This window comes from Pseudofrankia coriaricola (assembly GCF_032027725.1).
Classification (GTDB): domain Bacteria; phylum Actinomycetota; class Actinomycetes; order Frankiales; family Frankiaceae; genus Pseudofrankia.
Genome location: NZ_JASNFO010000002.1, coordinates 15132 through 38184, shown reverse-complemented (window position 1 = coordinate 38184; position 23053 = coordinate 15132). Strand labels below are relative to the sequence as shown.

At 72.2% G+C, this 23053-nt stretch carries 19 protein-coding genes; 3 read left to right on the top strand and 16 right to left on the bottom strand.

The genetic code is table 11. The annotated features are described in order from the left end of the window. Positions 1 to 165: 165 nt before the first annotated feature. The 6 genes from QOZ89_RS02300 to QOZ89_RS02275 all read right to left on the bottom strand — a co-directional run bounded on the left by QOZ89_RS02300 (position 166) and on the right by QOZ89_RS02275 (position 7087). On the bottom strand, positions 166 to 1398 hold the full coding sequence (locus QOZ89_RS02300; RefSeq protein ID WP_312622865.1) for a hypothetical protein: 1233 nt from the start codon (positions 1396 to 1398) through the stop codon (positions 166 to 168). Next, the gene (locus QOZ89_RS02295) at positions 1395 to 2000 is read right to left on the bottom strand and encodes a DUF4365 domain-containing protein (RefSeq protein WP_071052717.1); all 606 of its coding nucleotides are present in this window, start codon (positions 1998 to 2000) and stop codon (positions 1395 to 1397) included. Before QOZ89_RS02295 ends, QOZ89_RS02300 begins: the two co-directional genes overlap by 4 nt. Before the next feature lie 93 nt (positions 2001 to 2093). Then, positions 2094 to 2618 (bottom strand): DUF5313 family protein, encoded by a 525-nt coding sequence (locus QOZ89_RS02290; RefSeq protein ID WP_312622864.1) that lies wholly within the window; start codon positions 2616 to 2618, stop codon positions 2094 to 2096. Between the two features lie 394 nt (positions 2619 to 3012). Continuing rightward, the gene (locus tag QOZ89_RS02285) at positions 3013 to 4776 is read right to left on the bottom strand and encodes an ATP-binding protein (RefSeq protein ID WP_312622863.1); all 1764 of its coding nucleotides are present in this window, start codon (positions 4774 to 4776) and stop codon (positions 3013 to 3015) included. Positions 4777 to 4982: 206 nt separating this feature from the next. Then, complete coding sequence (locus QOZ89_RS02280) at positions 4983 to 5231, bottom strand: acyl-CoA carboxylase epsilon subunit (RefSeq protein ID WP_071052756.1); 249 nt, start codon at positions 5229 to 5231, stop codon at positions 4983 to 4985. Between the two features lie 260 nt (positions 5232 to 5491). Next, positions 5492 to 7087 (bottom strand): acyl-CoA carboxylase subunit beta, encoded by a 1596-nt coding sequence (locus QOZ89_RS02275; RefSeq protein ID WP_071052714.1) that lies wholly within the window; start codon positions 7085 to 7087, stop codon positions 5492 to 5494. Between the two features lie 121 nt (positions 7088 to 7208). Here QOZ89_RS02275 and QOZ89_RS02270 point away from each other — a divergent pair, with 121 nt between their 5' ends. Together QOZ89_RS02270 and QOZ89_RS02265 are read left to right on the top strand one after the other, a co-directional pair. Then, on the top strand, positions 7209 to 8180 hold the full coding sequence (locus QOZ89_RS02270) for a biotin--[acetyl-CoA-carboxylase] ligase (protein WP_397428660.1): 972 nt from the start codon (positions 7209 to 7211) through the stop codon (positions 8178 to 8180). Between the two features lie 55 nt (positions 8181 to 8235). Further along, a complete protein-coding gene (locus QOZ89_RS02265; RefSeq protein WP_071052713.1) occupies positions 8236 to 8736 on the top strand; it encodes a PH domain-containing protein in 501 nt (166 codons plus the stop codon). Positions 8737 to 8777: 41 nt separating this feature from the next. On the opposite strand, the gene fahA is transcribed toward QOZ89_RS02265, so the two are convergent. From fahA to QOZ89_RS02230, 7 genes are all read right to left on the bottom strand, one after another. Continuing rightward, entirely contained in the window at positions 8778 to 10013 is a 1236-nt protein-coding gene (gene fahA, locus QOZ89_RS02260; protein WP_312622861.1) for a fumarylacetoacetase, read from the bottom strand. Between the two features lie 31 nt (positions 10014 to 10044). After that, positions 10045 to 11292 carry a homogentisate 1,2-dioxygenase gene (locus QOZ89_RS02255; protein ID WP_312622860.1) on the bottom strand — a complete coding sequence of 416 codons (1248 nt, stop codon included), beginning with the start codon at positions 11290 to 11292 and terminating at the stop codon, positions 10045 to 10047. Between the two features lie 94 nt (positions 11293 to 11386). Further along, complete coding sequence (gene hppD / locus QOZ89_RS02250) at positions 11387 to 12598, bottom strand: 4-hydroxyphenylpyruvate dioxygenase (RefSeq protein ID WP_071052710.1); 1212 nt, start codon at positions 12596 to 12598, stop codon at positions 11387 to 11389. A 210-nt stretch (positions 12599 to 12808) separates the two neighbouring features. Continuing rightward, positions 12809 to 13462, bottom strand: a complete 654-nt coding sequence (locus QOZ89_RS02245) for a hypothetical protein (protein ID WP_312622859.1) — start codon at positions 13460 to 13462, stop codon at positions 12809 to 12811. Between the two features lie 146 nt (positions 13463 to 13608). Then, positions 13609 to 14844 (bottom strand): hypothetical protein, encoded by a 1236-nt coding sequence (locus tag QOZ89_RS02240; RefSeq protein WP_071052708.1) that lies wholly within the window; start codon positions 14842 to 14844, stop codon positions 13609 to 13611. Between the two features lie 317 nt (positions 14845 to 15161). After that, positions 15162 to 16484 carry a hypothetical protein gene (locus QOZ89_RS02235; RefSeq protein WP_312622857.1) on the bottom strand — a complete coding sequence of 441 codons (1323 nt, stop codon included), beginning with the start codon at positions 16482 to 16484 and terminating at the stop codon, positions 15162 to 15164. 644 nt (positions 16485 to 17128) lie between these two features. Next, complete coding sequence (locus QOZ89_RS02230; RefSeq protein WP_071052706.1) at positions 17129 to 17629, bottom strand: GtrA family protein; 501 nt, start codon at positions 17627 to 17629, stop codon at positions 17129 to 17131. 431 nt (positions 17630 to 18060) lie between these two features. Here QOZ89_RS02230 and QOZ89_RS02225 point away from each other — a divergent pair, with 431 nt between their 5' ends. Continuing rightward, the gene (locus QOZ89_RS02225; protein WP_131804164.1) at positions 18061 to 18279 is read left to right on the top strand and encodes a carbonic anhydrase; all 219 of its coding nucleotides are present in this window, start codon (positions 18061 to 18063) and stop codon (positions 18277 to 18279) included. 20 nt (positions 18280 to 18299) lie between these two features. On the opposite strand, the gene QOZ89_RS02220 is transcribed toward QOZ89_RS02225, so the two are convergent. The 3 genes from QOZ89_RS02220 to QOZ89_RS02210 all read right to left on the bottom strand — a co-directional run bounded on the left by QOZ89_RS02220 (position 18300) and on the right by QOZ89_RS02210 (position 22668). Beyond that, the gene (locus QOZ89_RS02220) at positions 18300 to 19754 is read right to left on the bottom strand and encodes a UDP-glucose dehydrogenase family protein (RefSeq protein WP_083419670.1); all 1455 of its coding nucleotides are present in this window, start codon (positions 19752 to 19754) and stop codon (positions 18300 to 18302) included. 440 nt (positions 19755 to 20194) lie between these two features. Next, positions 20195 to 21127 (bottom strand): TIGR03089 family protein, encoded by a 933-nt coding sequence (locus QOZ89_RS02215; RefSeq protein WP_071052753.1) that lies wholly within the window; start codon positions 21125 to 21127, stop codon positions 20195 to 20197. Continuing rightward, the gene (locus tag QOZ89_RS02210; RefSeq protein ID WP_312622855.1) at positions 21124 to 22668 is read right to left on the bottom strand and encodes an LCP family protein; all 1545 of its coding nucleotides are present in this window, start codon (positions 22666 to 22668) and stop codon (positions 21124 to 21126) included. Before QOZ89_RS02210 ends, QOZ89_RS02215 begins: the two co-directional genes overlap by 4 nt. Positions 22669 to 23053 lie beyond the last annotated feature (385 nt).

Genomic DNA, 23053 nt, shown 5'->3' with positions numbered 1-23053 from the left:
AACCACGTCCTCGACCCGGCTCCACGCCAGCCACGGCCATACGCAGATACCCCGTACCACGTAGGGAGGACGCTCAGCGTCCGACAGGCAGTGCGGCGCGTCCCGGACCTCCCAGATCGGCTCCGCAAGCTCCGCCGATCCGGCAGGAACCCCGGCCCGCACGCCTTACGAGTACTCGATGACGACCGGGCCGTCGAAGGTGTAGGTGTTCTTCACCTTGCGGAGGTCGCCGGTGACCGTGACCGGCTGGCGCTGCCGGTGGGCGACGATCGCGAGGTCGTACTGCTCGCCGCGCACCGGGATGCGGACCGTCCGTCGAGTCGATCTTCCGACGACGCCGCTGATGGTGACCACCCCATCGTCGTCGTCCTCACCGCGCTCCAGGCGGGTGACCCGGCCGTAGATCGTCGACTTCACCTTCTCGGGAGCCCGGCGGAGGCTCCTGCCGATGGCGCCGATTCCGGCGATGACATCGCGGTCGAAGACGACCTGGTTGACCGTCGGGGGCGGCACGGCTTCCGCCGGTGCCCACCGGAAGGAGACGTCGAGTGCTCGCAGACCCTCGAACCGCGTCATGGTCAGCAGCGACTCGCACAGGTTCGCGCTCACGCCCCGCGACACGGCCAGGTCCAGGTCCGCGTCGGCGGTCTGCCGCAGGCTGAGGTCGCGGGTCTCGCTCAGCGCCAGCGCCAGGGTGGCCATGACCCGGCGTTGAAAGGGTGGGATTCGCACCATGGCCGGTCCGCCGCTAGGACCCTGCGCGTACTGGCGGATGCCGTTACCGGCCCGCGCGGCCGGAACCGTCCACGCTCGGCCGCGCTGAGAGCGGGGAGCCTCCGCCGCGTCGCCGAACTCGTCCGTGTGGATGACGTCGTCCTCGGCCAGGCGGGTGAGCACGGTGACGACGAAACTGCCGCGTTGGGTGTGCCCCATCCGGACGTCGCCGTCGACGAAGTCCCGCACCGCGTTCGGCCGCTGGCCCACGTACTGGGCCCTGGGCTCGAGCGACGCTCTGGCCGCAGCTTCCATCATGTCGACGGCACCGCTGATGACGTCTCGGGCTTGGACCAGCGGGATCGATTCGTCCTGCATGGCCTGGTCTGTCCTGATGAGCACCACGTCTGTCCGGGCGCTCAGCACGTTGGCCGTTAGCTCCTCGACGTCCCAGTCAAAGACCCTGCAGAGTCTTTCAACCGCTTCCTGAAACCGGATGTCGTAGTCGATGTAGGTCGGGTCCAACGGGAGCAGCAGGCGCGCGCGAGGGCTGCCGTTTTCGCTGAGACCCCAGATCTCCTTGGCCTCGTCTGCGTTCTGCAGGGTCCATCCGGAGGTGCCGAGGAAGCTGGCGATGCTTTGCGGGGAGATGTCCCAGTCTTCCGGTCGACGCAATGCGCTCATGGATTTTCTCCCCTCCCGACCCGAGCAAGGATGCCGAGGAGCTGTTGCACGTTGAAGATGTTCGATCGGGGCAGATCGACCGTCCTGCGGCCCACGTTCGGCGGCAGTTCGGGCTCGCCTAGGAGGTCCCGCCAGTACGCGCACCTGACCACGCGCAGCCCGTCCTCGTCTTGTGTCACCCACGATTCCAGGTCCGGCGGGACGACCATCAGGACCAGCAGTCGCGCGCAGAGCCGCTTCGGGCTGCGCAACCGGTTGTACGTGTCGCGCTCAAGCGGCCACCTCGCGTCCTTGGGACCGAGCACGGCCTGCGACGTGCACTTGAGCTGGATGTCGATCTGGATACCGTCATACAGGTCGTGCTCGGCAACCTGCCGAATGACGGCGTCCACCTTCTCGTCGTCAATGCGAACATGCTCAAGCTTGCAGCGCGCGGCGGTCACGACCGCCTGAGCGTAGGCGATACTGATCTGCTCGCGGCAGTTCGTTTCGAATAGCTGACCATATGGCGCACCGGAGGCGTGGACCGTCGGGAAGACGCCGGTGGTAGCCGCTGGCACGGGACCACTCAACCACAAGTTGACGTTCGTGGTGGCCATCATGCCGCGATCCGTGTCTCATTGACCACATTTAGCATCGGCATCAGGCCTCGCCGCCATTTCGGCGGGTTTGGCGCGTGATGTGGTGGGAGTCGGTCAGGCGTTGACGCCGTCGGGGTCGTCGTCGGGGTCGGTGGACGGCGTCGTGAGGCGGGCGGGCGTGACGCCGGTCTTGTCGCCGGAGCTGGCGGCCGGCGCGGGCTCCCCGTTCTCGACGTCCTCTGCGTTCGGCTTGATGACGGGCGGGAAACCGTGCTGGACGAGCCGGCGGTTGCGGAAGTGGCCGCTCAGCCCCACCCCCAGCCCACCGGCCGCCACCAGCAGGAAGACGACCAGCAGCGCCCGGGTGCCGACCGGCCCCGGCAGCAGCGCGAAGACGACCGCGAACGGCAGCATCATCAGCACCGGCCGCAGCGCCTGCCGCCGCCGCCACCCCGGACCCGTCAGGTCCCGTGACACCCACGTGCTGTACCGCGCGGGCAGTGCCACGCCGAACACGTACGCGACCCGTCCCGTCAGCGGCGGGGCCTCGAGCCCGCCCGCGGGTGCCGGCCTCGAGGCCGCGCCGACCGGCCTCTCGGCCTCGGCGGTACCCGTCCGGGCTTCGTTGCCAACGTCCATACGTCCGAGCCTACGAATCGTGCGCGGCATCGGCGCTGCCGGCCGCGTCACGCGACCAGGGCCCCGGGCGCTCGTCGTCCCGGAAGGGGCCAGAAAGCATGGAACCCTGGGGACCGTGCCCCCAGCAGAGTCCCCAGGGTCCACCCCCAGCCGCCGCGAGTGCCCCCAAACGCATCGAAGCGGCACACAAATCCTGACCGCCCCGCGCCGGCTCGTCAAGCCGGAGCGTGACGAAGCGGCAGTCGCCGCAGTTGCCGCAGTTGCCGCAGTTGCCTCTCCGCTCTCGATGGCGCGGCTCGTGTTCGAGCGTGATGGACGCGGCAGGACGAAGCCCTGGGCCGATGGGCGGCCCAGGGCTTCGGTCTGACTGACGGATTTCGGTGTGTGGCGCCTGTCAGTCCTTGATCTCGCAGAGGACGGTGCCGCTGGGGACGACGGCGCCGACGGCCGCCGCGAGGCCGGTGATGGTGCCAGCGCGGTGGGCGGTGATGGGCTGTTCCATCTTCATCGCCTCCAGGACGACGATCAGGTCGCCCTCGGCCACGGTGTCACCGTCGGCGACCGCGACCTTGACGATCGTGCCCTGCATCGGGCTGGTCAGCGAGTTGCCGGTGGCCGCGCCGGCCTTCTTGGCGCTGGCCCTGCGCTTCGGCGCAGCCGCGCCGCGCCCGCCGCCGGCACCACCAGCCACGGCGCCGAGGCCGGCCGGGAGCACGACCTCCAGCCGCTTGCCGCCGACCTCGACCACGACGGTCTCCCGCGCGGCCTCGTCGGTGTCGGTGTCGGCCCCGCCGGTGAACGCCGGGATCGTGTTGTTGAACTCGGTCTCGATCCAGCGGTTGTGGATCGTGAACGCCTCGGCGGCGGCGGGGGCGAACGCCGGGTCGCGTACCACGGCCCGGTGGAACGGCAGCGCCGTCGCCATGCCGTCGACGACCATCTCGTCGAGGGCCCGGCGGGCCCGCTCCAGGGCCTGCTGGCGGGTCGCGCCGGTGACGATGAGCTTGGCCAGCAGCGAGTCGAACGCCCCGCCGATGACGCTGCCGCTCTCGATACCGGTGTCGACGCGCACGCCGGGGCCCGTCGGCAGCACGAGCTTGGTGACGGTGCCGGGCGCCGGCAGGAACTTGCGGCCGGGGTCCTCGCCGTTGATCCGGAACTCGATCGCGTGGCCGCGGGCCGGCGGGTCGGTGAAGTCGAGCACCTCGCCCTCGGCGATGCGGAACTGCTCCCGTACCAGGTCGATGCCGGTCGTCTCCTCGGTCACCGGGTGCTCGACCTGCAGCCGGGTGTTGACCTCGAGGAAGCTGATCATCCCGTCCTTGGCGACCAGGAACTCGCAGGTACCGGCGCCGACGTAGCCGGCCTCCTTGGCGATCTTCTTGGACGCCTCGTACAGCGACGCGTGCTGGGAGTCGGTGAGGAACGGCGCGGGCGCCTCCTCGACCAGCTTCTGGTAGCGGCGCTGCAGCGAGCAGTCGCGGGTGCCGACGACGACCACGTTGCCGTGGGTGTCGGCGAGGATCTGGGTCTCGACGTGGCGCGGCTGGTCGAGGTAGCGCTCGACGAAACACTCGCCCCGGCCGAAGGCCGCGACCGCCTCGCGCACCGCGCTGTCGAAGAGCTCGGGCAGCTCGTCCATCGTCCAGGCGACCTTCAGGCCGCGGCCGCCGCCACCGAACGCCGCCTTGATGGCGACCGGAAGGCCGTGCTCCTCCGCGAACGCGACGACCTCGTCGACGCCGGCGACCGGGTCGGCGGTGCCGGGCGCGAGCGGGGCGCCGACGGCGAGCGCGATGTGGCGGGCGGCGGTCTTGTCGCCCAGCCGGCGGATCGCGTCCGGCGTCGGGCCGATCCAGGTCAGCCCGGCGGCGATGACGGCCTCGGCGAAGTCGGCGTTCTCCGAGAGGAAGCCGTAGCCGGGGTGCACCGCGTCGGCGCCCGACTTCGCGACGGCGTCGAGAATCTTGTCGATGCGCAGGTACGAGTCGCCCGGGGTGGAGCCGCCGAGTGCGTACGCTTCATCGGCCACGCGAACGTGCAGGGCGTCGATATCGGGCTCGGCATACACCGCGACGCTGGCATAGCCCGCGTCCTTGCACGCCCGCGCCACCCGGACGGCGATTTCGCCGCGGTTGGCGATGAGGATCTTGCGCACGTTCCTCCCGTCCTCGTTCGGCCTGCCCGAGTCTAGGGCGACTACGGCCGCTGAGGTTGCTACCTGGAATGTCCTGCTTGCCCGTCGATGTGCCTGTTGATCTGTACCCGCGCCGGGGGCTGATGAGCACCCTGCGTCCTAGCTCCATCAGGAGCATCCGGTTGCCGGCCCCCGCCGGCCGGCGGGCGGGCCGTCGGTGACGACAATCACCCGGTCCGCATGCCGCCGAGGATGCCCGCGCGCCGCCAGCCGCCCGCACCCGGACCGCTCGCGACCCGAAGCCCCTGGCTCCGGTCGGCCCACACCGACCGGGGAGCGCGCGGTGCCGGCACCGCCGCCGCGGCGGCGTGCGCCGCGAGCACGGCGACGATGGCCGCGATCTCCTCCGGCGTCGCGTCGCCGCGCACCAGCTTCAGCAACGGCCGGCGTGGCTCGGCCGGTTCGCTCTCGGCCACCAGCACCTCCTCGAAGATCTCTGCGTCACTGTGCGGATCTCTGTGTCACTGTGCGATCCGGGTGGCCGACCCGCGTGGCCGTCAGGGCCGGCGCGGTTGGCATCGCGGCCGAGGCCACGCGCCGTCAGTGCTTCCGGGGAGCGGGCCGCCGGAGGTGCGAGGGAAGAGCATTTTCGCACCTCCTTTGGCCCTCTGGTGCTTCCGGGGAGCGGGCCGCCGGAGGTGCGAGGGAAGAGCATTTTCGCACCTCCTTTGGCCCTCTAGAGCGGGATGTTGCCGTGCTTCTTCGGCGGCAGCGTCTGGCGCTTGTTGCGCAGCAGCCGCAGCGCGCGGATCACCTCGCGGCGGGTAACCGACGGCGGGATCACGGCGTCGAGGTAGCCGCGCTCGGCCGCGATGTACGGCGTCGCGAAGTGGTCGTTGTAGTCCGCGATCAGCTCGGCGCGCCGGGCGTCCGGGTTGTCGGACTTGGCCAGCTCGCGGCGGTAGACGATGTTGACGGCGCCGCGGGCGCCCATGACGGCGATCTCGGCGGTCGGCCAGGCGAGGTTGATGTCGGCGCCCAGGTGCTTGGACCCCATGACGTCGTAGGCGCCGCCGTAGGCCTTGCGGGTGATGACCGTGACCTTCGGGACCGTCGCCTCCGCGTAGGCGTATATGAGCTTCGCGCCCCGGCGGATGATGCCGGTCCACTCCTGCGAGGTGCCGGGCAGGAACCCGGGGACGTCGACGAACGTCAGCACCGGAATGTTGAACGCGTCACAGGTCCGGACGAACCGGGCGGCCTTCTCGCTGGCGTCGATGTCGAGGGTGCCGGCGAACTGCATCGGCTGGTTGGCGACGACGCCGACGGACCGGCCGTCGACCCGGCCGAAACCGACGATGAGGTTCATCGCGAACTGCGCGTGCACCTCGAGGAAGTCCCCGTCGTCGAGGATCTTCTCGATCACCTTGTGCATGTCGTACGGCGTGTTCGGCGAGTCGGGGATGAAGGTGTCCAGCTCCGGGTCCACCTCGGCCTCGACGTCGGCGACCTCGTCGTAGACCGGCGCGTCGTCCATGTTGTTCGGCGGCAGGTACGACAGCAGCGCCTTGGCCAGTTCGAAGCACTCGGTCTCGTCCGTGGCCTGGAAGTGCGCGACGCCGCTCTTGCTGTTGTGCGTGTGCGCGCCGCCGAGCTCCTCGAAGCCCACGTCCTCGCCGGTGACCTCCTTGATGACGTCTGGCCCGGTGATGAACATATGGCTGGTCTTGTCGACCATCAGGGTGAAGTCGGTGATCGCCGGTGAGTAGACGGCGCCGCCGGCGCACGGCCCCATGATCAGCGACAGCTGCGGCACGACCCCGGACGCCAGCACGTTGCGATAGAAGATCTCGCCGTACAGGCCGAGCGCGACGACGCCCTCCTGGATGCGGGCGCCACCAGAGTCGTTGATCCCGATGACCGGGCAGCCGGTCCGCACCGCGAGGTCCATGACCTTGACGATCTTCTCGCCGAAGACCTCGCCGAGGCTGCCGCCGAAGACCGTCGCGTCCTGGCTGAACACGCACACCTGGCGGCCGTCGACCGTGCCGTAGCCGGTCACGACGCCGTCGCCGTAGGGCCGGTTCGCCTCGACGCCGAAGTCGTGCGCGCGGTGGCGGACGAACGCGTCGGTCTCGACGAAGGAGCCCGGGTCAAGGAAGGCGGCGATCCGCTCGCGGGCGGTCATCTTGCCCTTGGCGTGCTGCGCGTCGACCGCTCGCTGCGAGCCGGCGTGCACGGCGTCGTCATTCACCCGTTGAAGCTGCGCGAGCTTTCCCGCTGTGGTGTGCGGGTCGGGCGTGGGGTCGGAGGCGGGCGACGGAAGTGCCATGCGCGGCAGCGTACGGCCACCGTGGTCTGAGGTGCGAGCAACAGTGCACTCTGTCTCACACCCTCGGCGAGCGGTTGTGGCCCCGGTGGGCGCCGGCGGCGGGTGCTGGCAGGCTGTGGCCGTGGCTGACCCCAGAAGCGCGGCATCGGGTGGGCCGGGCCCGTCCGCGGCGAACAGGCCCGCGCTGGGCGGGCCCGCGCTGGCGGACCCGCTGGACGCCGCCGTGCTCGCCGAGGCCGGGCGGCCCGTGGGGCTGCGGGTGGTCGTCGTCACCGAGACCGGCTCCACCAACGCCGACGTCGCGGCCAGGGCCCGCGCCGGCGAGCCGGCCGGGCTGGTGATCGCCGCCGAGCGGCAGAGCGCCGGGCGGGGCCGGCTCGACCGCTCCTGGGTGTCTCCGCCAGGCTCCGGGCTGACCGTGTCCCTGCTGGCCCGCCCGGCTGTGCCGGCGGCCCGGCTCGGCTGGGTGCCGATGGTCGTCGGCACGTCGCTCGTCGCGACGCTGCGCTCCCGGTTCGCGGTGCCCGCCTGGCTGAAGTGGCCGAACGACGTCCAGGTCGGTGGGGACAAGCTCGCCGGCATCCTGGTCGAGCTGATCCGCGCCGCGCCGGGCCAGTCGGACGCGTCGAGGCCGTCGGCACAGCCGGGGCTGGTGATCGGCTTCGGGCTGAACGTGCACACCACCGCCGCCGAGCTGCCCCCGGGCGGCACGAGCCTGGCCGTGCTGGCCGCCGCGACGACGGGCCAGGCCGGAAGCCCCGCGGCCACCGGCGTCGACGGCGGCCGCGCCGGACGTGTCGATGCCGCCGCCGGCCCCGGCGAGGCGCCGCGGCGGACCGACCTGCTCGCCGCGCTGCTCACGGATCTCGCCGGCGCTCTCGCCAGTTTCGACGCGGATCCGGCGGCCGCCCGGCAGGAATACCGTGAGGTGTGCGCGACCCTCGGCCGCGACGTCCGGGTCGAGCTGCCGGGCGGCGAGACGGTCGTCGGCGTGGCCGGCGATGTCGACGAGGCCGGCCGGCTGGTCGTTGACGGCCGGGCTTTCAGCGCCGCCGACGTCGTCCACCTCAGGCCGGCGCCCACCACGCCCTGAGCGCCTGCTCTGGGGCATCTCGCCCCGGTGTCACAGGGAGTGCGACGATCGTCGCGTGGCCTTTCCCGAAGACATCCTGACGGATGACGAAGTGGTGGTGCTCGACCTGCACCCGCACTGGATCCGGCTGGTGCGGCCGGTGCTCAGCGCTGTGGTGGTGCTCGGTCTAGCCGTGCTGGCGGTCTTCTTCGCGCCGAACGGCGTACTGCAGAAACCGCTGCAGTACCTGGTGCTGATCGTCGCGGTGGTCCTGCTGGTCTACCTGACCATCAGGCCCTGGGTGCGGTGGATCACGACGCGCTACGTGATCACCAACGAGCGGGTGCTGCTGCGCACCGGTGTGCTCACCCGGTCGGGCCGCGACATCCCGCTGGTCCGGCTCAACGACGTCACCTTCGAGCACACGCTCTTCGAGCGGATGGTCGGCTCGGGCACGCTGACGATCGAGAGCGCGGGGGAACGCGGTCAGGTCGTCCTGACCAGCGTCCCCCACGTCGAGCACGTCCACCTGCGCCTCTACGAGCTCAGCGAGGCCCTCCGCGGTTACTCCGGCTGATAGGGCTGGCACCTCGGGCCTGGGCTGGCACTGCGCGCCGCTCAGGGGCGGGCGGGCAGGATCGCGCCGGTCACCTCGCCGAAGCCGACGCGGGCGCCGTCCGGGCCCGGGGCGGTGGCGGAGATCGTGACCCGGTCGCCGTCGAGCAGGAAGGTGCGCTGCTCGCCGTTGACCGTGATCGGTTCGGTGCCGTTCCAGGTCAGCTCGAGGAGGCAGGCGCGCTGGCCCCGTTCCGGGCCGGAGACCGTGCCGGAGGCGAACAAGTCACCGGTGCGGGTGGACGCGCCGTTCGCCGTCAGGTGGGCCAGCAGCTGGGCCGGGGACCAGTACAGCTCGCGGGCAGCCGGGCGGGAGACCGTCTCGCCGTTCCAGCCGACGGCCAGGTCGACGTCGAGGCCCCACGGCTCCCAGCCCGGCGCGCGCCCGCGCAGGTACGGCAGCGGCTCGGGAACCTGGGCCGGCAGCGGGATACGGGCGGCGCGCAGCGCGGCCATCGGCACGACCCACGGTGAGACGGACGTGGCGAAGCTCTTGCCCTGGTGGGGGCCGAGCGGCCTGGACTCCCAGTCCTGCAGGTCGCGCGCGGACCAGTCGTTGACCAGGACGACGCCGAAGACGTGCTCGTCGAACTCGTCTACGCCGACCCGGTCGCCCAGGCGTGAGCCGGCGCCGATCACGAACCCGAGCTCGGCCTCGACGTCCAGCCGGAGGCTCGGGCCGTAGGCGGGCGCATCCTCGCCCGGCCGCCTGCGCTGCCCGCCGGGACGGACGATGTCGGTTCCGGAGACGACGACCGTGCCGGCCCGGCCATGGTAGGCGACCGGCAGATGCTTCCAGTTCGGCATCAGCGGCGGAGCGCCCGGCCGGAAGATCTGGCCGACGTTCGACGCATGGTGCTCGGAGGCGTAGAAATCCACGAAATCGCCGACCTGGACTGGCAGGTGCGTCGTGACCGCGTCGACGGGGTGGCACACCGCGTCCGGGACGTCCCCGGCGAGAAGCTCCGAGACTCGCCGGCGCACGGCCGCCCAGCGCGCCGGGCCCTGGGCCAGGAACGGGTTCAGCGTGGGCGCCGCGAACACGCCGTCGTCGTTGTCGTCGTTGTCGTCGTCCGCGTGGTCACGCGGCGGGTCGCCGCTCAGCAGGAGGGCGAGGTCGATGACGGTGTCGCCGAGCCGCACGCCCACCCGCTGGCCTGTCCCCGCCGTGGAGAAGACGCCGTACGGAAGGTTTTCCAGGCCGAACGGCGAACCCGCCGGGACCTCGACCACGCTCACTCCTGGCTACCTCCGCGTACCGGACCGGACGTCATCGGAGCTCGCTCCCGGTGGGCCCGGTGGGCCCGGTCCGGCGGGTGGGGCCGCGGCCGGACCAGGTCCAGGCATAGGCCGGGTCCTCGGCCGCGCGCCCGTCCTCGCCGAGCTGGAGCGGGCGGAACGTGTCGACCATGACGGCGAGCTCGTCGACGAACTCCGTGCCGAGCGAGCGCTCGACGGCGCCGGGCTGCGGGCCGTGGCAGTAGCCGGCCGGGTGCAGGCTGACCGAGCCCTGGCCGATGCCGGCTCCCCGGCGGGCGGCGTAGTCGCCGCCGCAGTAGAACATCACCTCGTCCGAGTCGACGTTGGAGTGGTAATAGGGCAGCGGCACGGCCAGCGGGTGGTAGTCGACCTTGCGCGGCACGAAGTTGCAGACGACGAACCCGTCCCCGGCGAACACCTGGTGGGCCGGCGGTGGCTGGTGCACCCGGCCGGTCAGCGGCTCGAAGTCGGCGATGTTGAACGTGTACGGGTAGACGCAGCCGTCCCAGCCGACGACGTCGAACGGATGTGTCTGGTAGACGTACTGGGTGCCGGTGGCTGCCTGGGCGCCGCGGTGTCTGACCAGCACCTCGACGTCGCCGCCGTCGGCCAGGAGCGGTTCGGTCGGGCCGTGCAGGTCCCGCTCGCAGTACGGCGCGTGCTCCAGCAACTGCCCTCGGGGGGAGAGATAGCGCCGGGGCGGCGCGATATGCGAGTTCGCCTCGATCACATAGAGCCGCAACGGCTTGGCCGCCCCTTCGCCGGTGGGTACCCAGCGGTGCGTCGTCGATTGGGGCAGCAGCACGTAGTCGCCCTGCCGGACGGTCAGTGCTCCGAAGACGGTCTCAACCGTCGCGGTGCCGGACTCGACGTACACACACTCGTCTCCGGCGACATTGCGGTAGAGCGGCGAGGAAACGCCGGCCGCGACGTAGGAGATCCGGACGTCGGTGTTGCCGAGCACCAGCCGCCGCCCGGTGACCGGGTCGGCATCCTTCCAGCTCTCCTCCGGGAAGAGCGCGTGTAGCCGCAGGTGCCGGGGAAGCAGCGGTCGGTTCTCGGCGAGCGTCTGGTCCGGCGGCTCCCAGGGCGTCGCGTCGACGATCGCCGATGGGATGCCGCGGTGGTAGAGCAGCGACGAGTCCGACGAGAACCCGTCGGCTCCCATGAGCTCCTCGTAGTAGAGACCGCCGCCGGGTGAGCGGTGCTGGGTATGACGCTTGGGCGGGATCGAGCCGACTGCCCGGTAGTACGCCATGTCCTGTCACCCCTTTCGCGGGCGCCCGGCTTCCGCGCGCGCCCGGCACGCGGGGCCCGGTCCCCGGAACACCCGGTCCCTGGGACACCCGTCCCTAGAAGTTGCCCCGCCTGGCCTGCTCCCGCTCGATCGCCTCGAACAGGGCCTGGAAGTTGCCCTTGCCGAACCCGAGCGAGCCGTGCCGCTCGATCAGCTCGAAGAACACCGTCGGCCGGTCGCCTGTGGGCCTGGTGAAGATCTGCAGCAGGTAACCGTCCTCGTCGCGGTCGACCAGGATGCCGCGGGCGCGCAGCTCGTCGATCGGCACCCGTACCTCGCCGATCCGCGCCCGCAGCGCCGGGTCGGTGTAGTACGAGTCGGGCGTGGCCAGGAACCCGACGCCGCGTGCGCGCAGCACGTCCACCGCGCGGACGATGTCGTCGGTCGCCAGCGCCAGGTGCTGAACGCCCGGGCCGTCGTAGTACTGCAGGTATTCGTCGATCTGTGACCGCTTCTGACCGGCCGCCGGCTCGTTGAGCGGGAACTTCACCCGGTGGTCGAGGCTGGCCACCACCTTGCTCATCAGCGCCGAGTACCGCGTGGCGATGTCGTCGCCGATGAACTCGGCAAGGTTCGTGAAACCCATGACCCGGTTGTAGAAGTCGACCCAGCGGTCCATCCGGCCCAGCTCCACGTTGCCGACGACGTGGTCGAGGGCCTGGAACAGCGGCGCCGGGGTCGGAGCCGCCGGTGGCGTCGCCTCCGAGGGCTGGAGCGCGCGGTATCCGGGCAGGTAGGGGCCGGTGTAGCGGGAACGGTCCACCAGGCTGTGCCGGGTGTCGCCGTAGGCGGCGACGGCGGCCAGGCGCACGGTGCCGTGCTCGTCGCTGACGTCGCGCGGCTCGTCCAGCACGACGGCGCCCTGCGCGCGGGCATGGGCGACGCACCGGTCGACGTCCGGCACCTCCAGGGCGATGTCCCGGACGCCGTCGCCGTGGCGGCGATGATGCTCCAGCAGCGGGCTGGCCGGGTCCACGCCGCCCGTCAGCACGAACCGCGCCGCCCCCGAGCGCAGCACGTAGCCGACATGGTCGCGGTTGCCGGTCTCCGGGCCGGAATAGGCGACCAGCTCCATTCCGTACACCAGCTGGTAGTAGACGGCCGCCTGGGTCGCGTTTCCCACGACCCAGACCAGCGCGTCCCATCCGGTCACCGGAAACGGGTCGTCGGCGGCGTCATGCTCCACCAGCCCGACCAGCCGTCGCAGCTGCTCCGGATCCAGCCGGGCGAGCCGCTCCTGCTCGGTGAGGGTCTGCTGGATGCCCATGGCCGCCTCCTGCACCGTTCGCCCGTGATCGTCGCGTGGCTCGCCAGGCTCCGCGCTCCCCGGACCGCACCGCGGCGCCGGTTCGCCCACGCTCACGCCGACGCCCGTGCGCGCCTTGCCCGACGCCACCGTCCTACGCCGGCCGCCGGGCCGTCCACTCCGACGCGAGGACAGTCCGGCCGACGACCGCGGTGATCCCCCGAGAAGTGGTTATGGCTTCGTGAAGTCGCGCCACCAGGCGATCAGGCCGGCGGAGTCGGGGGACGCCGCGGACAGGGCCGTCTGGTCGGCGGTGACCGTCCAGAAGACCGCGAAGCGGGCATCCGGTGCGCCGGGGGCGACACGGTCGCAGAGGAAGGTGCCGAGCTGGCGCGTCGAGCGGCCCCAGGTCTCGGTGCTCGGCTCGCCGGCGGCGCAACTGCCGACGTCGTTGATGGCACTGGCGCGCCGGTCGGCGTCGGCCTTGAGGGCGGCGGCGTCGCGGTAGTGCCGCGCGACGACCTCGGCCGGGCCGGGCTCACCGGCGATGACGTTGGTCTGGCACAGGATCGCGGCGTCGACGCCCTGGTCCGGGCTCAGCCCTTGGCCTGGCGGCTCGGTGACCCGGTCGGGCGGCGCCGGCACGCAGTCGCGCACCCGCAGCGGCCCGAGCGTGGAGGCGAGCGCCCGCTGCGCCGGCGTCAGGTTGTCGGCCGGGGAGCTCGCGGCCGGCGGCGGCGCCCCCTGGGTGGTCACCGCCGCGGGGGACGTGCCCACTGCCGGCGTCGGCCCGCCGCCGCCCGTGGTGAGCAGCAAGGCCGTCACGCCGGCCGCCACCACAACCGTCCCGCCGGCCGCCAGCGCCGCGACCTGCCCACGCCGCATCGCGGTCCCCCTCCCCGTGTCCGGACTTCCCCATGCCCAGTGCGCGTGGTGTGCGACGCCCGCTGTGCGCGGTTCGTTGTGCCAGGCCGCCGGCCTACGGGCGCGGCGAGTGAGCCGGCCGGTCCTCGCCCGCGGCGGCCGGTGGCTCAGGCCGGCCGGGGCGCGGCGGTGGGGCCGGCGCGGTCCGGGAAGGGCTCGAACGACTCCCACCAGTTGACCAGGGCCCGAGGGTCGGTGTCGTAGGCGAGGAAGGAGACGACGTCGGCGTCCGAGCTCCAGAACAGGAAGGCCCTGCCATCGCGGTGATGGCAGACCACCGTCCCACCGGCTGGTGTGCCGGGGCCGGTATCCCAGGAGAAGACCTCGTTCTCGCCGCGCTCACACCGGCCCTCGCTGGGCACGCCGTTGGCGCGCTCGGTGACGTCGGAGCGCAGCGCGTCCGCGTCCTGGTAGGCGTACACCGCCACCTGCCGGCCCTCCGGCGTCGCGCAGAACAGCGACGCCGTCACGCCGGTGCCGGCGGGGCTGGTGTTGGGCCGGCAACCGAGCATCACCGCCGGGTCGAGCCGGTCGGCGAGGGCGCGCTGCGCGGGCGTCCAGCCCCCGCCAGCCGTGGGTGACGGGACAGCGGCGGCGGGCGTGGCCCCGGCCAGAGGCGCCGCGGCGCCGTCCGTGCAGCAGCTTGGCGCGACCGCGACCCAGGCGATCCCGACGGCTACGAGCAGCATGACCAGGCTCAGCAACGCCGCGCTCAGGGCGGGCCGGCGCCGCCAGAACGGCACAGCGGGCGTCAGCGGGCCGGCGGCCGCCGCCCAGGCGCCGTGCGTCGTCCCGACGGGTGCGCCGGGCTGGGGCGCTGGCCAGCGCCACGGCCCCGGTCCCGCTCCGGCGGGCGGCGGGCCGGCTTGGCCCGCCGGCATCGCGGACCGGCCTGACAGGGGAGTGGCGACTGGCGTCGAAGGCACGAATCGCCGGGGCGGCAACCTGGCGGACAGAGGAGTAGCGGTTGGCGCCGGAGGCACGAATGGCCGGCGCGCGGCCGCTGGCGGCGCCATGGGCACGGGAGGGGCAGCGCCCACTGGCGGTGCCGATGGGCCGAACGGCGCCAGCGGGGTGAGCGGGGCCAGGCGCAGGCCGCCCCGCGGCGTGGTGTCGGGGTCGATGTCCTCGGGACGCAGGTTGGTCGGGGTGATATCGGCCCAGCCGGCGAGCGACGTCCAGCGGGCTTCCTCGTCGGGGGCCTCGGCCCGCGCGGGCACCGCCTTGCCGGGAAGTGAGGCTGGCTCGGCGGGCGCGGCGCGGACCGCCGGGGGACCGGTGGCGCTGGCGGCCGAGGTCAGGCCCTCGGGCCGCGGCGGCCGATCGTCGGATGGGCCTGCCACCGTTCCTCCCCCGGTTGCGGCCGCGGCCACGCGCGGTCTTGATGAAACTGACATCAGGCCCGGCCGGGCCGGCCTGATCGCATTTCCACGGGCAGGCCTCCGCCACGGGTTTGCCCATTGTCGCGCGGCCGTCGATTTTCAACCACTGGTGCCCTATGGGTGGAACGGGCCGATCGGCGCCGAGACCCGCCCCGGCCCCTCTTTCAGGCCGACCCGCCCGTGACGGTCCCCAGGTCCCGACTGGCCGATGGGTGCGGGAGGGGCCGATCAGCGCGGGCGCGGGTCGGCCCCTCGGCCAGCCAGAGGGTGTTGACGGGTCAGGCCAGCGGGTCGAAGTCCACCCACCACTGGTAGAGGGTGACCCCGTCGTTGTCGGTGGCGAAGAAGGCAAGGAGGTCGTCGTCGTAGGTCCAGTGCATGTAGAACGAGCCGTCGTCGAGGTGGCCGCAGAGCAGCGCGCCCTCGTCGACCTCGCTGTCCGTGAAGTTCCACGTGCCGACCTGGTCCTTGCCGTCCTTGCAGTCGCCCTTGTCCGTGATCGTCTTGCTGCGCGCGTCCGTATCGCGCTTCAGCGCGTCCGCGTCGAAGTAGCTGAACGCGAAGATGCCGCGGCCGTCACCGGTCGCCGTGCACAGCACCGCGGCCTGGACATCACTGTCCTCCTGGTCGGCCGCGGACTCGCAGTCCGAGACCTCGTCCGGGTCCAGCCGTCCCACCAGTGCCTGCTCGGCCAGGCTGAGCGCGCCAGAAGCCGTGGGCGACGGCGACGGCGACGAGCTGGTCGGCAGCGGTGATGGGGTCGTCGTCGCGGATGCGGAGACCGTCGGCGTCACGCTTGGCGTGCCCGACGCCACCGGCTTCGGCTTGTCGTCGCCGCCGGCCAGGGTCACTCCCAGCACGACGATGAGGATGATCAGCACGACACCGGCCGCCACCCCGCCGATGATCAGGTTGCGGCGGTTGTTGTTGCGCGGCGGCTGCGGCTGGCCGCCGCCGGGATAGCCGGTGCCGCCATAGCCCTGCTGCTGCGCGTAGCCCTGCTGGCCGTAGTCGTAGCCGGGCTGCTGGCCGTACCCGGGCTGCTGGTAACCGCCGTAGCCCTGCTGGGCCTGTTGGGCCTGTTGGGTCTGCTGGCCGTAGTCATAGCCTGGTTGCGCGCTGTAGTCCGGCTGCTGGTAGCCCTGCGGGGTTCCATAACCCGGCTGGGTATATCCCTGCTGTTCGTAGCCCGGCGTCGGCGCCGGAGTCTGGCTCGGGTACCCACTCGGCGCGGGCGTCTGGCTTGGGTATCCACTCGGCGCGGGCGTCTGGCTCGGGTATCCACTCGGCGCGGGCGCCTGCGGCGGCGGGGGGTAACCGGCCGGCGTGCCGTAGCCGCCCTGCTGCGGGTAGGGCGTGGTCGGCTGGTAGCCGGGCGCGCCGCCTGGCGGCGTGGCCCCTGGCGTGCCTGCCCGGTAGGGGTCGGCGGTGCCACCGCCAACCAGCCGGGTCACCGCGTCCGCGTCGTCCGCCGGCGGGCCGCCCGCGGCGGGCGTGGATGGGCCCTGCCCGTATGGCGACCGGCCCGGCGCCGCCCCGGACCCACCGACGAGCTGGGTCTCGTCGTCCGAGTTGTCCGGCTCGTGGCCTGTTGGCTGCATGACTTTCCCTCCCAAAGGGTCCCCGGGTGCCCCACTCTCCATCCCCGGGGCCGGTGTCCGATGTTAGGAGGTCGTGCCGTCTTGCGGCATCTCGCGGTCGGTTGTCGGACATCGGACGTCGTGCGTATGACATTACGGTGTGGTGGCGGCGGGTGGAACCGGGCCGGCTAGCCCGTCACGCCGGCATGCCATGGCCGGTCGGCACCGACGAAAAATGACGGTCGACCGGCGTATGGAGCCAGTTATGGATTCATCCCGACCGGGCGGGCCGCGGCGCCCGCGACCAGCCGGAAGTTGATAGTCGAGTGACCCTCTTGGGCGTCTGTTGCGTCGTGCCGCGCCTGGGCTGGTATCGCCGGGCAGCGGAGGAGGCGGGCCGGCCGGGGCCCGGCCTGGTTGTCCCAGCGCCGCGGGTGACGCGGGGATGGTGGCCGTGAAGGCGGGAGGGGGCGAACTCCGGAAGTGGCGCTGCGGCCGCGGGCCGTGGTTGGGGCCGCGCCGGCCATCTTCCGTCAGGGGATTACCAGGAGGCGACGGAACGTAAGCCCTTGCTCCCGATACTCGATCGGTCGGCAATCGTGCCCTGGTTCTCGAGTCGCCGGGTACCCGAGTCGCCGAGTATCCGAGCCGTCTGGATGTCCCTGTCAGCGCCCGGCTGGCTCGGGCACGCGGGCCGACCGCTGGTTGGCGGGGCTGGAGACGGCTCGGGGGTGATCCGGGTGCAGGAACACCCAGCGCTTGTAGGCCCAGAAACGGAAGACCGTGCCAAAGCCAGTGCCGAGCACGTTACCGAACAGGTTGAACGCAAGCGCGCCCTGCAGCCCCAGCACATACTTGCCGAAGCCCAGACAGGCAAGGGCGATACCAAGGCCAATCGCGTTCAAAATGATGAACAGCGTGTACTCGCGTCGCACACCGGTACGTGCACGGTGGGTGAACGACCACTTCCGGTTCCCGATGTAGGCGATCGTCGCCGCCACGATCGTGGAAACGGTCTTCGCGGTCAGTTGCTCCATGTGGAACTGTGAGTGGCACAGATTCGAGACGAGTACGTCGACCACATAGGCGAGGGCACCGACGACGCCGAACTTGCCCAGCTCGTGGATGAGCAGCGTCAGCCGTGAAGGCCGTGCCCGATGCTTCATGACAGGCGACCCTGGTTGATTTCTGTCACCCGCTGAGACTACCGACGCCATCCGGCGGGCCTTCGACCGCCCCCGCCCGCGTCGCCGGGCACGGTGGGGGGCCGACGCGGAGGCGGTCGGATCGACGACGGAAGGCAAAGATCCTCCTAGGAGCCACGGGGGGACTGTGTCGACAGACGGTCTGCCCTCGTTTGCTGTCGGTGACACCGTTCCCCTTGTCCCCTACCAGCGGACGGCCAGATGTCCTTGTGGGCCGGCATCTCGTCGGTCTCTTCACTGTAGAGGGAGCCCGCGGCGGCCGGGCCTGCCCCCAGGACCAAGCTCCCGCGCCGCCCGTCGGACCCGGTCCTTCGTCCCGAACCGGGCGCCGCATGTCCCCATGGACATCCCACCTAACTGTCAGGCCACGCGGTCGGACGTGCCCCGTTCTGGTGAGCCGCCAGCACAACCCAGCCATCAGTAGTGACAGCGCATTGGCGCACCGCCACCGCTGGTGGCCGGTGCTGGCGTTCAGCGATCTGGACGGGAACGTCCGCGCCTCGGTCGAGGCCCTGGCCGCCTCGCCCTACCTGCGCCGGTCGACGTCGGTCCGCGGCTTCGTCGACGACATCGCCACCGGCGCCCCGCGTGAGGTCGTGACTGGGCGCTAACCGGCGGTCACCGCGGCGGGCTACCATACGGGTTCCTGGCCCGCCGGCTTCTCGGCCGCCGGCGCTCCGGCGTCGCTGGGGCGGCCGAGGCTGTGGTACGCCCAGCCCGCGGCACGCCAGCGCGCCGCGTCGAGGGCGTGCCTGCCGTCGACCACCACCGCGCCGGCGACGTAGGACAGCAACGCCGCCGGGTCGAGCTCGCGGAACTCGCCCCACTCGGTGAGCACCAGCACCGCGTCGGCACCGGTGACCGCCTCGCGCACCGAGGACGCGTAGTTCAGCGACGGGTAGCGCGGGCGCGCGTTCGGCACGGCCGCCGGGTCGTACACGGTCACCAGCGCGCCGTCGGCCGCGAGCGCCGCGGCGATGTCGAGCGCCGGCGAGTCGCGGATGTCGTCGGAGTTCGGTTTGAACGCGGCGCCGAGCACACCCAGCCGCCGGCCGTCGACCCTGCCGCCGAGCGCCGACCGGGTCAGCGTCACCGCCCGCCCGCGCGCCCGCAGGTTCACCGCGTCGACCTCGGCCAGGAAGGCCAGCGAGTCCGACGCGCCCAGCTCGGTCGCCCTGGCCTGGAACGCGCGGATGTCCTTGGGCAGGCAACCGCCGCCGAATCCGATGCCGGGGCGCAGGAACCGGCTGCCGATCCGGGCGTCGTAGCCGATGCTGGTGGCCAGCTGCAGCACGTCGGCGCCGGCCACGTCGCAGATCTCCGCCATCGCGTTGATGAACGAGATCTTGGTGGCGAGGAAGGCGTTCGCGGCGACCTTGACCAGCTCGGCGGTGGCGTAGTCGGTGACCACGACCGGGGTGCCCGCCTCGATCGTCTGCGCGTACACCGCACGCAGACGGGCCTCGGCGGCGCCATCCGGCATGACACCGAAAACCAGCCGGTCGGGGCGCAGCGTGTCGTTGACGGCGAAGCCCTCCCGCAGGAACTCCGGGTTCCAGGCGAGCTCGACGTCGGGCGCGGCGGCGTGGATCCTGGCCGCCAGCGCCGCCGCCGTGCCCGTTGGCACGGTCGACTTGCCGACGACCAGCGCACCGGGCGCGAGACCCGTGTCGATCAGCGTGTCCACGACCCCGTCGACGTAGGTGAGGTCGGCGCCGCCGTCGCTGGGGCGCTGCGGGGTGCCGACGCAGATGAAGTGCACGTCGGCCCAGGTCGCGACGTCATCGATCTCGGCGGTGAACGACAGGCGCCCCGACTCGAGGTTCTTGCGCAGCAGCTCCTCGAGACCGGGCTCGAAGAACGGCACCTCACCAACCGACAGCCGGGCCACCTTCGTCGCGTCGACGTCGTAGCCGATCACGGTGAAGCCGAGTTCGGCCATGCACACGGCGTGTGTCGCGCCGAGGTAGCCGGTGCCGAGAACGGCGATCCGTGGCCCGGTCTCGCCTGCCGCGCCGGCAGGATCCCCGGGCGGCGTCGTGGGCCGCTCGGATGTGCTCGACCTGCCCACCCTGGACCTGCTCACGGTTCGCTGCCTCTCTGTGTCATCGACGTGCCCGCCGCGCCTGGCGGGCCCGCTCGGCTCGCCCGTCAACCGCCCCGGGCCGTGGTGCCGCCGTGCCGGCCGCCGGGCCGCCGAGCTGCCGCGCCGCCAGGCCCGCCTCCCGGGACCAGGCGGGCCCGCCGCGGGCCTGTCCGCCAGTCATGCCGGACAGTTCCGGATCGTCGTCAATCCGGCAGGTGCACCCGTCCGTCCGTCGACGGTAGCCGGAGCCGCCGGGCCTGGCCGGACTGGTTTGCGCCGTCCGTCATCCTGTCCGCTGGTAGTAACCCCGTGTTACGGAATCATTCGCCCAGGACGAACCTCGCCGCCCGAAACGGGATGATCCGGGCGCGGAGGCGGGCCGGCGGTCACGCTGTGAAATACCCACTCGGGAGTGCCCGCCCACCTTCCCGGGCCGTCGCTCAGCCCGCTTCCGGCACGTGCCCCTGGACCGCCGCGGCGTCCGCGAGGAACAGCCGACGCACACCCGCGGGCAGCGGGCGGCTCGTGCCGCAGACAGCCGTCACCCGTTCCGCCGCGATCCGGCGGGCGAGCGCACCGTCGTCGAGGTGAGTGTCGAGGTGGCGGCACACGACCACCGACGCGCCGGTCACCAGCGGCGCGAGCACCGTGGCCAGCAGGCCTTCGGCGCCGCCAGGCCCGGCGGTGGACAGCAGCCGGTCGCCGGGGCCGAGGCCGGCCGCCTCGGCGGCGCCGGCGGCGCGGGCGAGCAGGGAGGTCTGCGCGGCGGGCGGCGCGGGCGCGGCGAACCGGTCGCCGTGCGCGGGCACCTCCGCGGCGAAGTCGAGCACCCCGGCCACCGGGTGGGCCATCCGGGCGCCGAACGGGCGCAGCGACAGCGCGACGACCTCGTCGGCGCCGAGCGCCAGCGCCGCGTCGATCCGGCTCTCGGCGACGAAGACCGCCTGGACGTCGCCGGCCGGCTCGTCGTCGTCAGGCCCGTCCGCCTCGTCGCCCCCGTCCGCCCGGTCCTCGGAGCTGGGGGCGACGAGCACTTCGAGACCGGCCGACCAGGCGGCCAGCAGGATGACGACGGCGAGCCAGTGGGCCGGCAGGTCCACGCCGACTCGGTCGCCCGGGCCGAGGCCGAGGGTGTCGACGAGCAGGTTCGCCGTCTTGGCCACCCAGTTGTCGAGGGTCACCCCCGACAGTTCGACCCGCTCGCCGGTGGCGTCGTCATAGAACGTGACCATCGGGCTCGCCCCGTCGGCGCGCAGCCGGGCCGCCAGCGCCGCAGCCACCCCCGGGAACGGCGCCGCGCCGCCCGCGCCGCCCGGCCCCGGCGGGCCGAGCAGCTCCTCGACCGTGGTGAGTCGCGGCGCGCCGTTCGTCACGGCGTGCACGACGTGTCGGCCGGGATGCCTCCGGACCCCAGCGGCGCGGTGGTCGTCGGCGCGGCCGTCCCCGCCGCGCCGGCCGCGGGAGCCGCGCCGGTAGCGGCGCTGGCGGCCGTCGGCCCGGCGGCGCCCGTGACGCCGGTGAACGACGAGCCGAGCACGAGCTCGAGGCCGCTGCCGGTGAGCGTGGCATCGGCCACCGCCCGCGCGCCCGGGATGCGGGCGACGAGGGTCTTGGCGGCACTCTCCTGGCCCGGCGCGTAGTGGACCTCGGTCGCGCTCTGGTCGGCCGTGGCCGTCTTGGCGGCCATGAAGCCGCCGAACCCGAGCTTGCGCAGGTCGGCCGCCGTGGCGGCGGCGAGCCCCTGGCGGCCCGACGCGTTGGCGATCGAGGCGACGACGACCTGGGCGGGCGCCACGGGCGCGGCACTGGCGACCGCCGCGTCCTGCGGCGACGCGGGGCGCAGCGGTGCGAGGATCTGCTCGAACTCTTCGGTGTTGATGAACAGAACGGCGCCGTGGTAGCTGACCGTGCCGTTGCCGCCGGTAGCGCCGCCCTCGCCGTCGACCGGGATGTGGGTCGGCACGGTGACGAACTTGACCTTGCCGGAGCCGAGCTTGCTGACCCGGTCGGCGAGTTTGATCAGCTCTGTCTGGTCGAGGCTCGAGTCCATCTCGATCGCGCCACCCACGGCGCCGAGCAGCGAGGTGATCTTCGCCGGGTTGGTGAGCACGCCGGTGCTGGTCGCCTGTGTCAGCAGCTTGGACAGGAACTGCTGCTGCCGCAGGATCCGCAGCCGCTCGTCACCGAGGGCGTGCCTGGTCCGCACGAAGGCCAACGCCTGATCCCCGTTCAGGTGGTTCTCCCCCAGCTGGCCGTGCCACTGCGAATAGTTGTCATTCAGATTGGTGGTGCTGCCGTTAGGCATCCGCGTGACACAGACAGTAACACCACCGATCGCATCCGTTATCTGCTTGAAGCCGGCCAGGTCGATTTTGACGGTGTGGTCGATGTGCAGGTCCGTCAGCGCCTCGAGGGTGGTGATCAGGCCGGGCACGCCGCCGTAGGTCATGACGTTGGTGAGCTTGTCCCTGCCGTCCCGCGGCACCTCCTTCGCCGCGGATGCCGGGACGACCACTTTGATCAGCTCGTCACGGGGGAACGACAGCAGCGTCGCGGTGCCGTCCTTGTCGAAGTGGGCAATGATCGTCGTGTCCGACCGGTTACCCTCGACGGCCTCGCCGCCGTACTCGTTGCCCGTGCCATCGCGGCTGTCGTCGCCGAGCAGCAGGATGTTGAGGCTGCCCGGCACCTCCGCGGGCCTGTTCCCGCCGACGTTCCAGCCGCTGTTGCGGGTGATGTTGCTGTCGAACTGGTTATAGAGGAACCAGCCGACCCCGCTCAGCGCGAGCACGAGGGTCGACAGCAACGAGCAGCTGACCAGGGAGAGCCGCCGCAGGGAGGAGCGGCGGCGGCGGGGGGCCCGGGGGTCGAGCTCCGGCGGCAGGGCCGGGCGCGGCAGGATTGCGTGGCTCACCGGCGGTGCGGCCCTCCTTGGCGGGTCGGACAACCAGACAGACCGGACAGACCAGATGGCTGGGACGGCCCCGTCGGCTGGGCCGACGGGACATGTCCGCGGGCTGCCCGCGTCCCCCATGCGCGGGGCGGCCATCGCTCCGGCGCGCCGTGGGCGGAGCGACCCCAGACCAGTGTCGTTGTCCCGAGTTAGGACGCGTCGCTCCGCTTGGGCGTTGCCGTCCGGCCGTGCGAGCAGAAAGACAACGGACAGATGTGACGTTGTTGCTACACACCGCGACAACATTGGTGCTTCGGCGCCGGGGCGCAGGCGGTATCGCGCCGTGGCGCGCTGGTGCGCAGGTCGGCCGGGCGGGTGCCGAGTGTGGCCGGGCTGACTCGTCGTG

Excerpts from the sequence above, each read along its gene's own strand:
- QOZ89_RS02230 (WP_071052706.1), bottom strand. The coding sequence starts at position 17,629 with ATGAAGCATCGGGCACGGCCTTCACGGCTGACGCTGCTCATCCACGAG.
- QOZ89_RS02235 (WP_312622857.1), bottom strand. The coding sequence starts at position 16,484 with ATGCAGCCAACAGGCCACGAGCCGGACAACTCGGACGACGAGACCCAG.
- QOZ89_RS02245 (WP_312622859.1), bottom strand. The coding sequence starts at position 13,462 with ATGCGGCGTGGGCAGGTCGCGGCGCTGGCGGCCGGCGGGACGGTTGTG.
- hppD (WP_071052710.1), bottom strand. The coding sequence starts at position 12,598 with ATGGGCATCCAGCAGACCCTCACCGAGCAGGAGCGGCTCGCCCGGCTG.
- QOZ89_RS02290 (WP_312622864.1), bottom strand. The coding sequence starts at position 2,618 with ATGGACGTTGGCAACGAAGCCCGGACGGGTACCGCCGAGGCCGAGAGG.
- QOZ89_RS02295 (WP_071052717.1), bottom strand. The coding sequence starts at position 2,000 with ATGATGGCCACCACGAACGTCAACTTGTGGTTGAGTGGTCCCGTGCCA.
- QOZ89_RS02275 (WP_071052714.1), bottom strand. The coding sequence starts at position 7,087 with ATGGCACTTCCGTCGCCCGCCTCCGACCCCACGCCCGACCCGCACACC.
- QOZ89_RS02255 (WP_312622860.1), bottom strand. The coding sequence starts at position 11,292 with ATGGCGTACTACCGGGCAGTCGGCTCGATCCCGCCCAAGCGTCATACC.
- QOZ89_RS02300 (WP_312622865.1), bottom strand. The coding sequence starts at position 1,398 with ATGAGCGCATTGCGTCGACCGGAAGACTGGGACATCTCCCCGCAAAGC.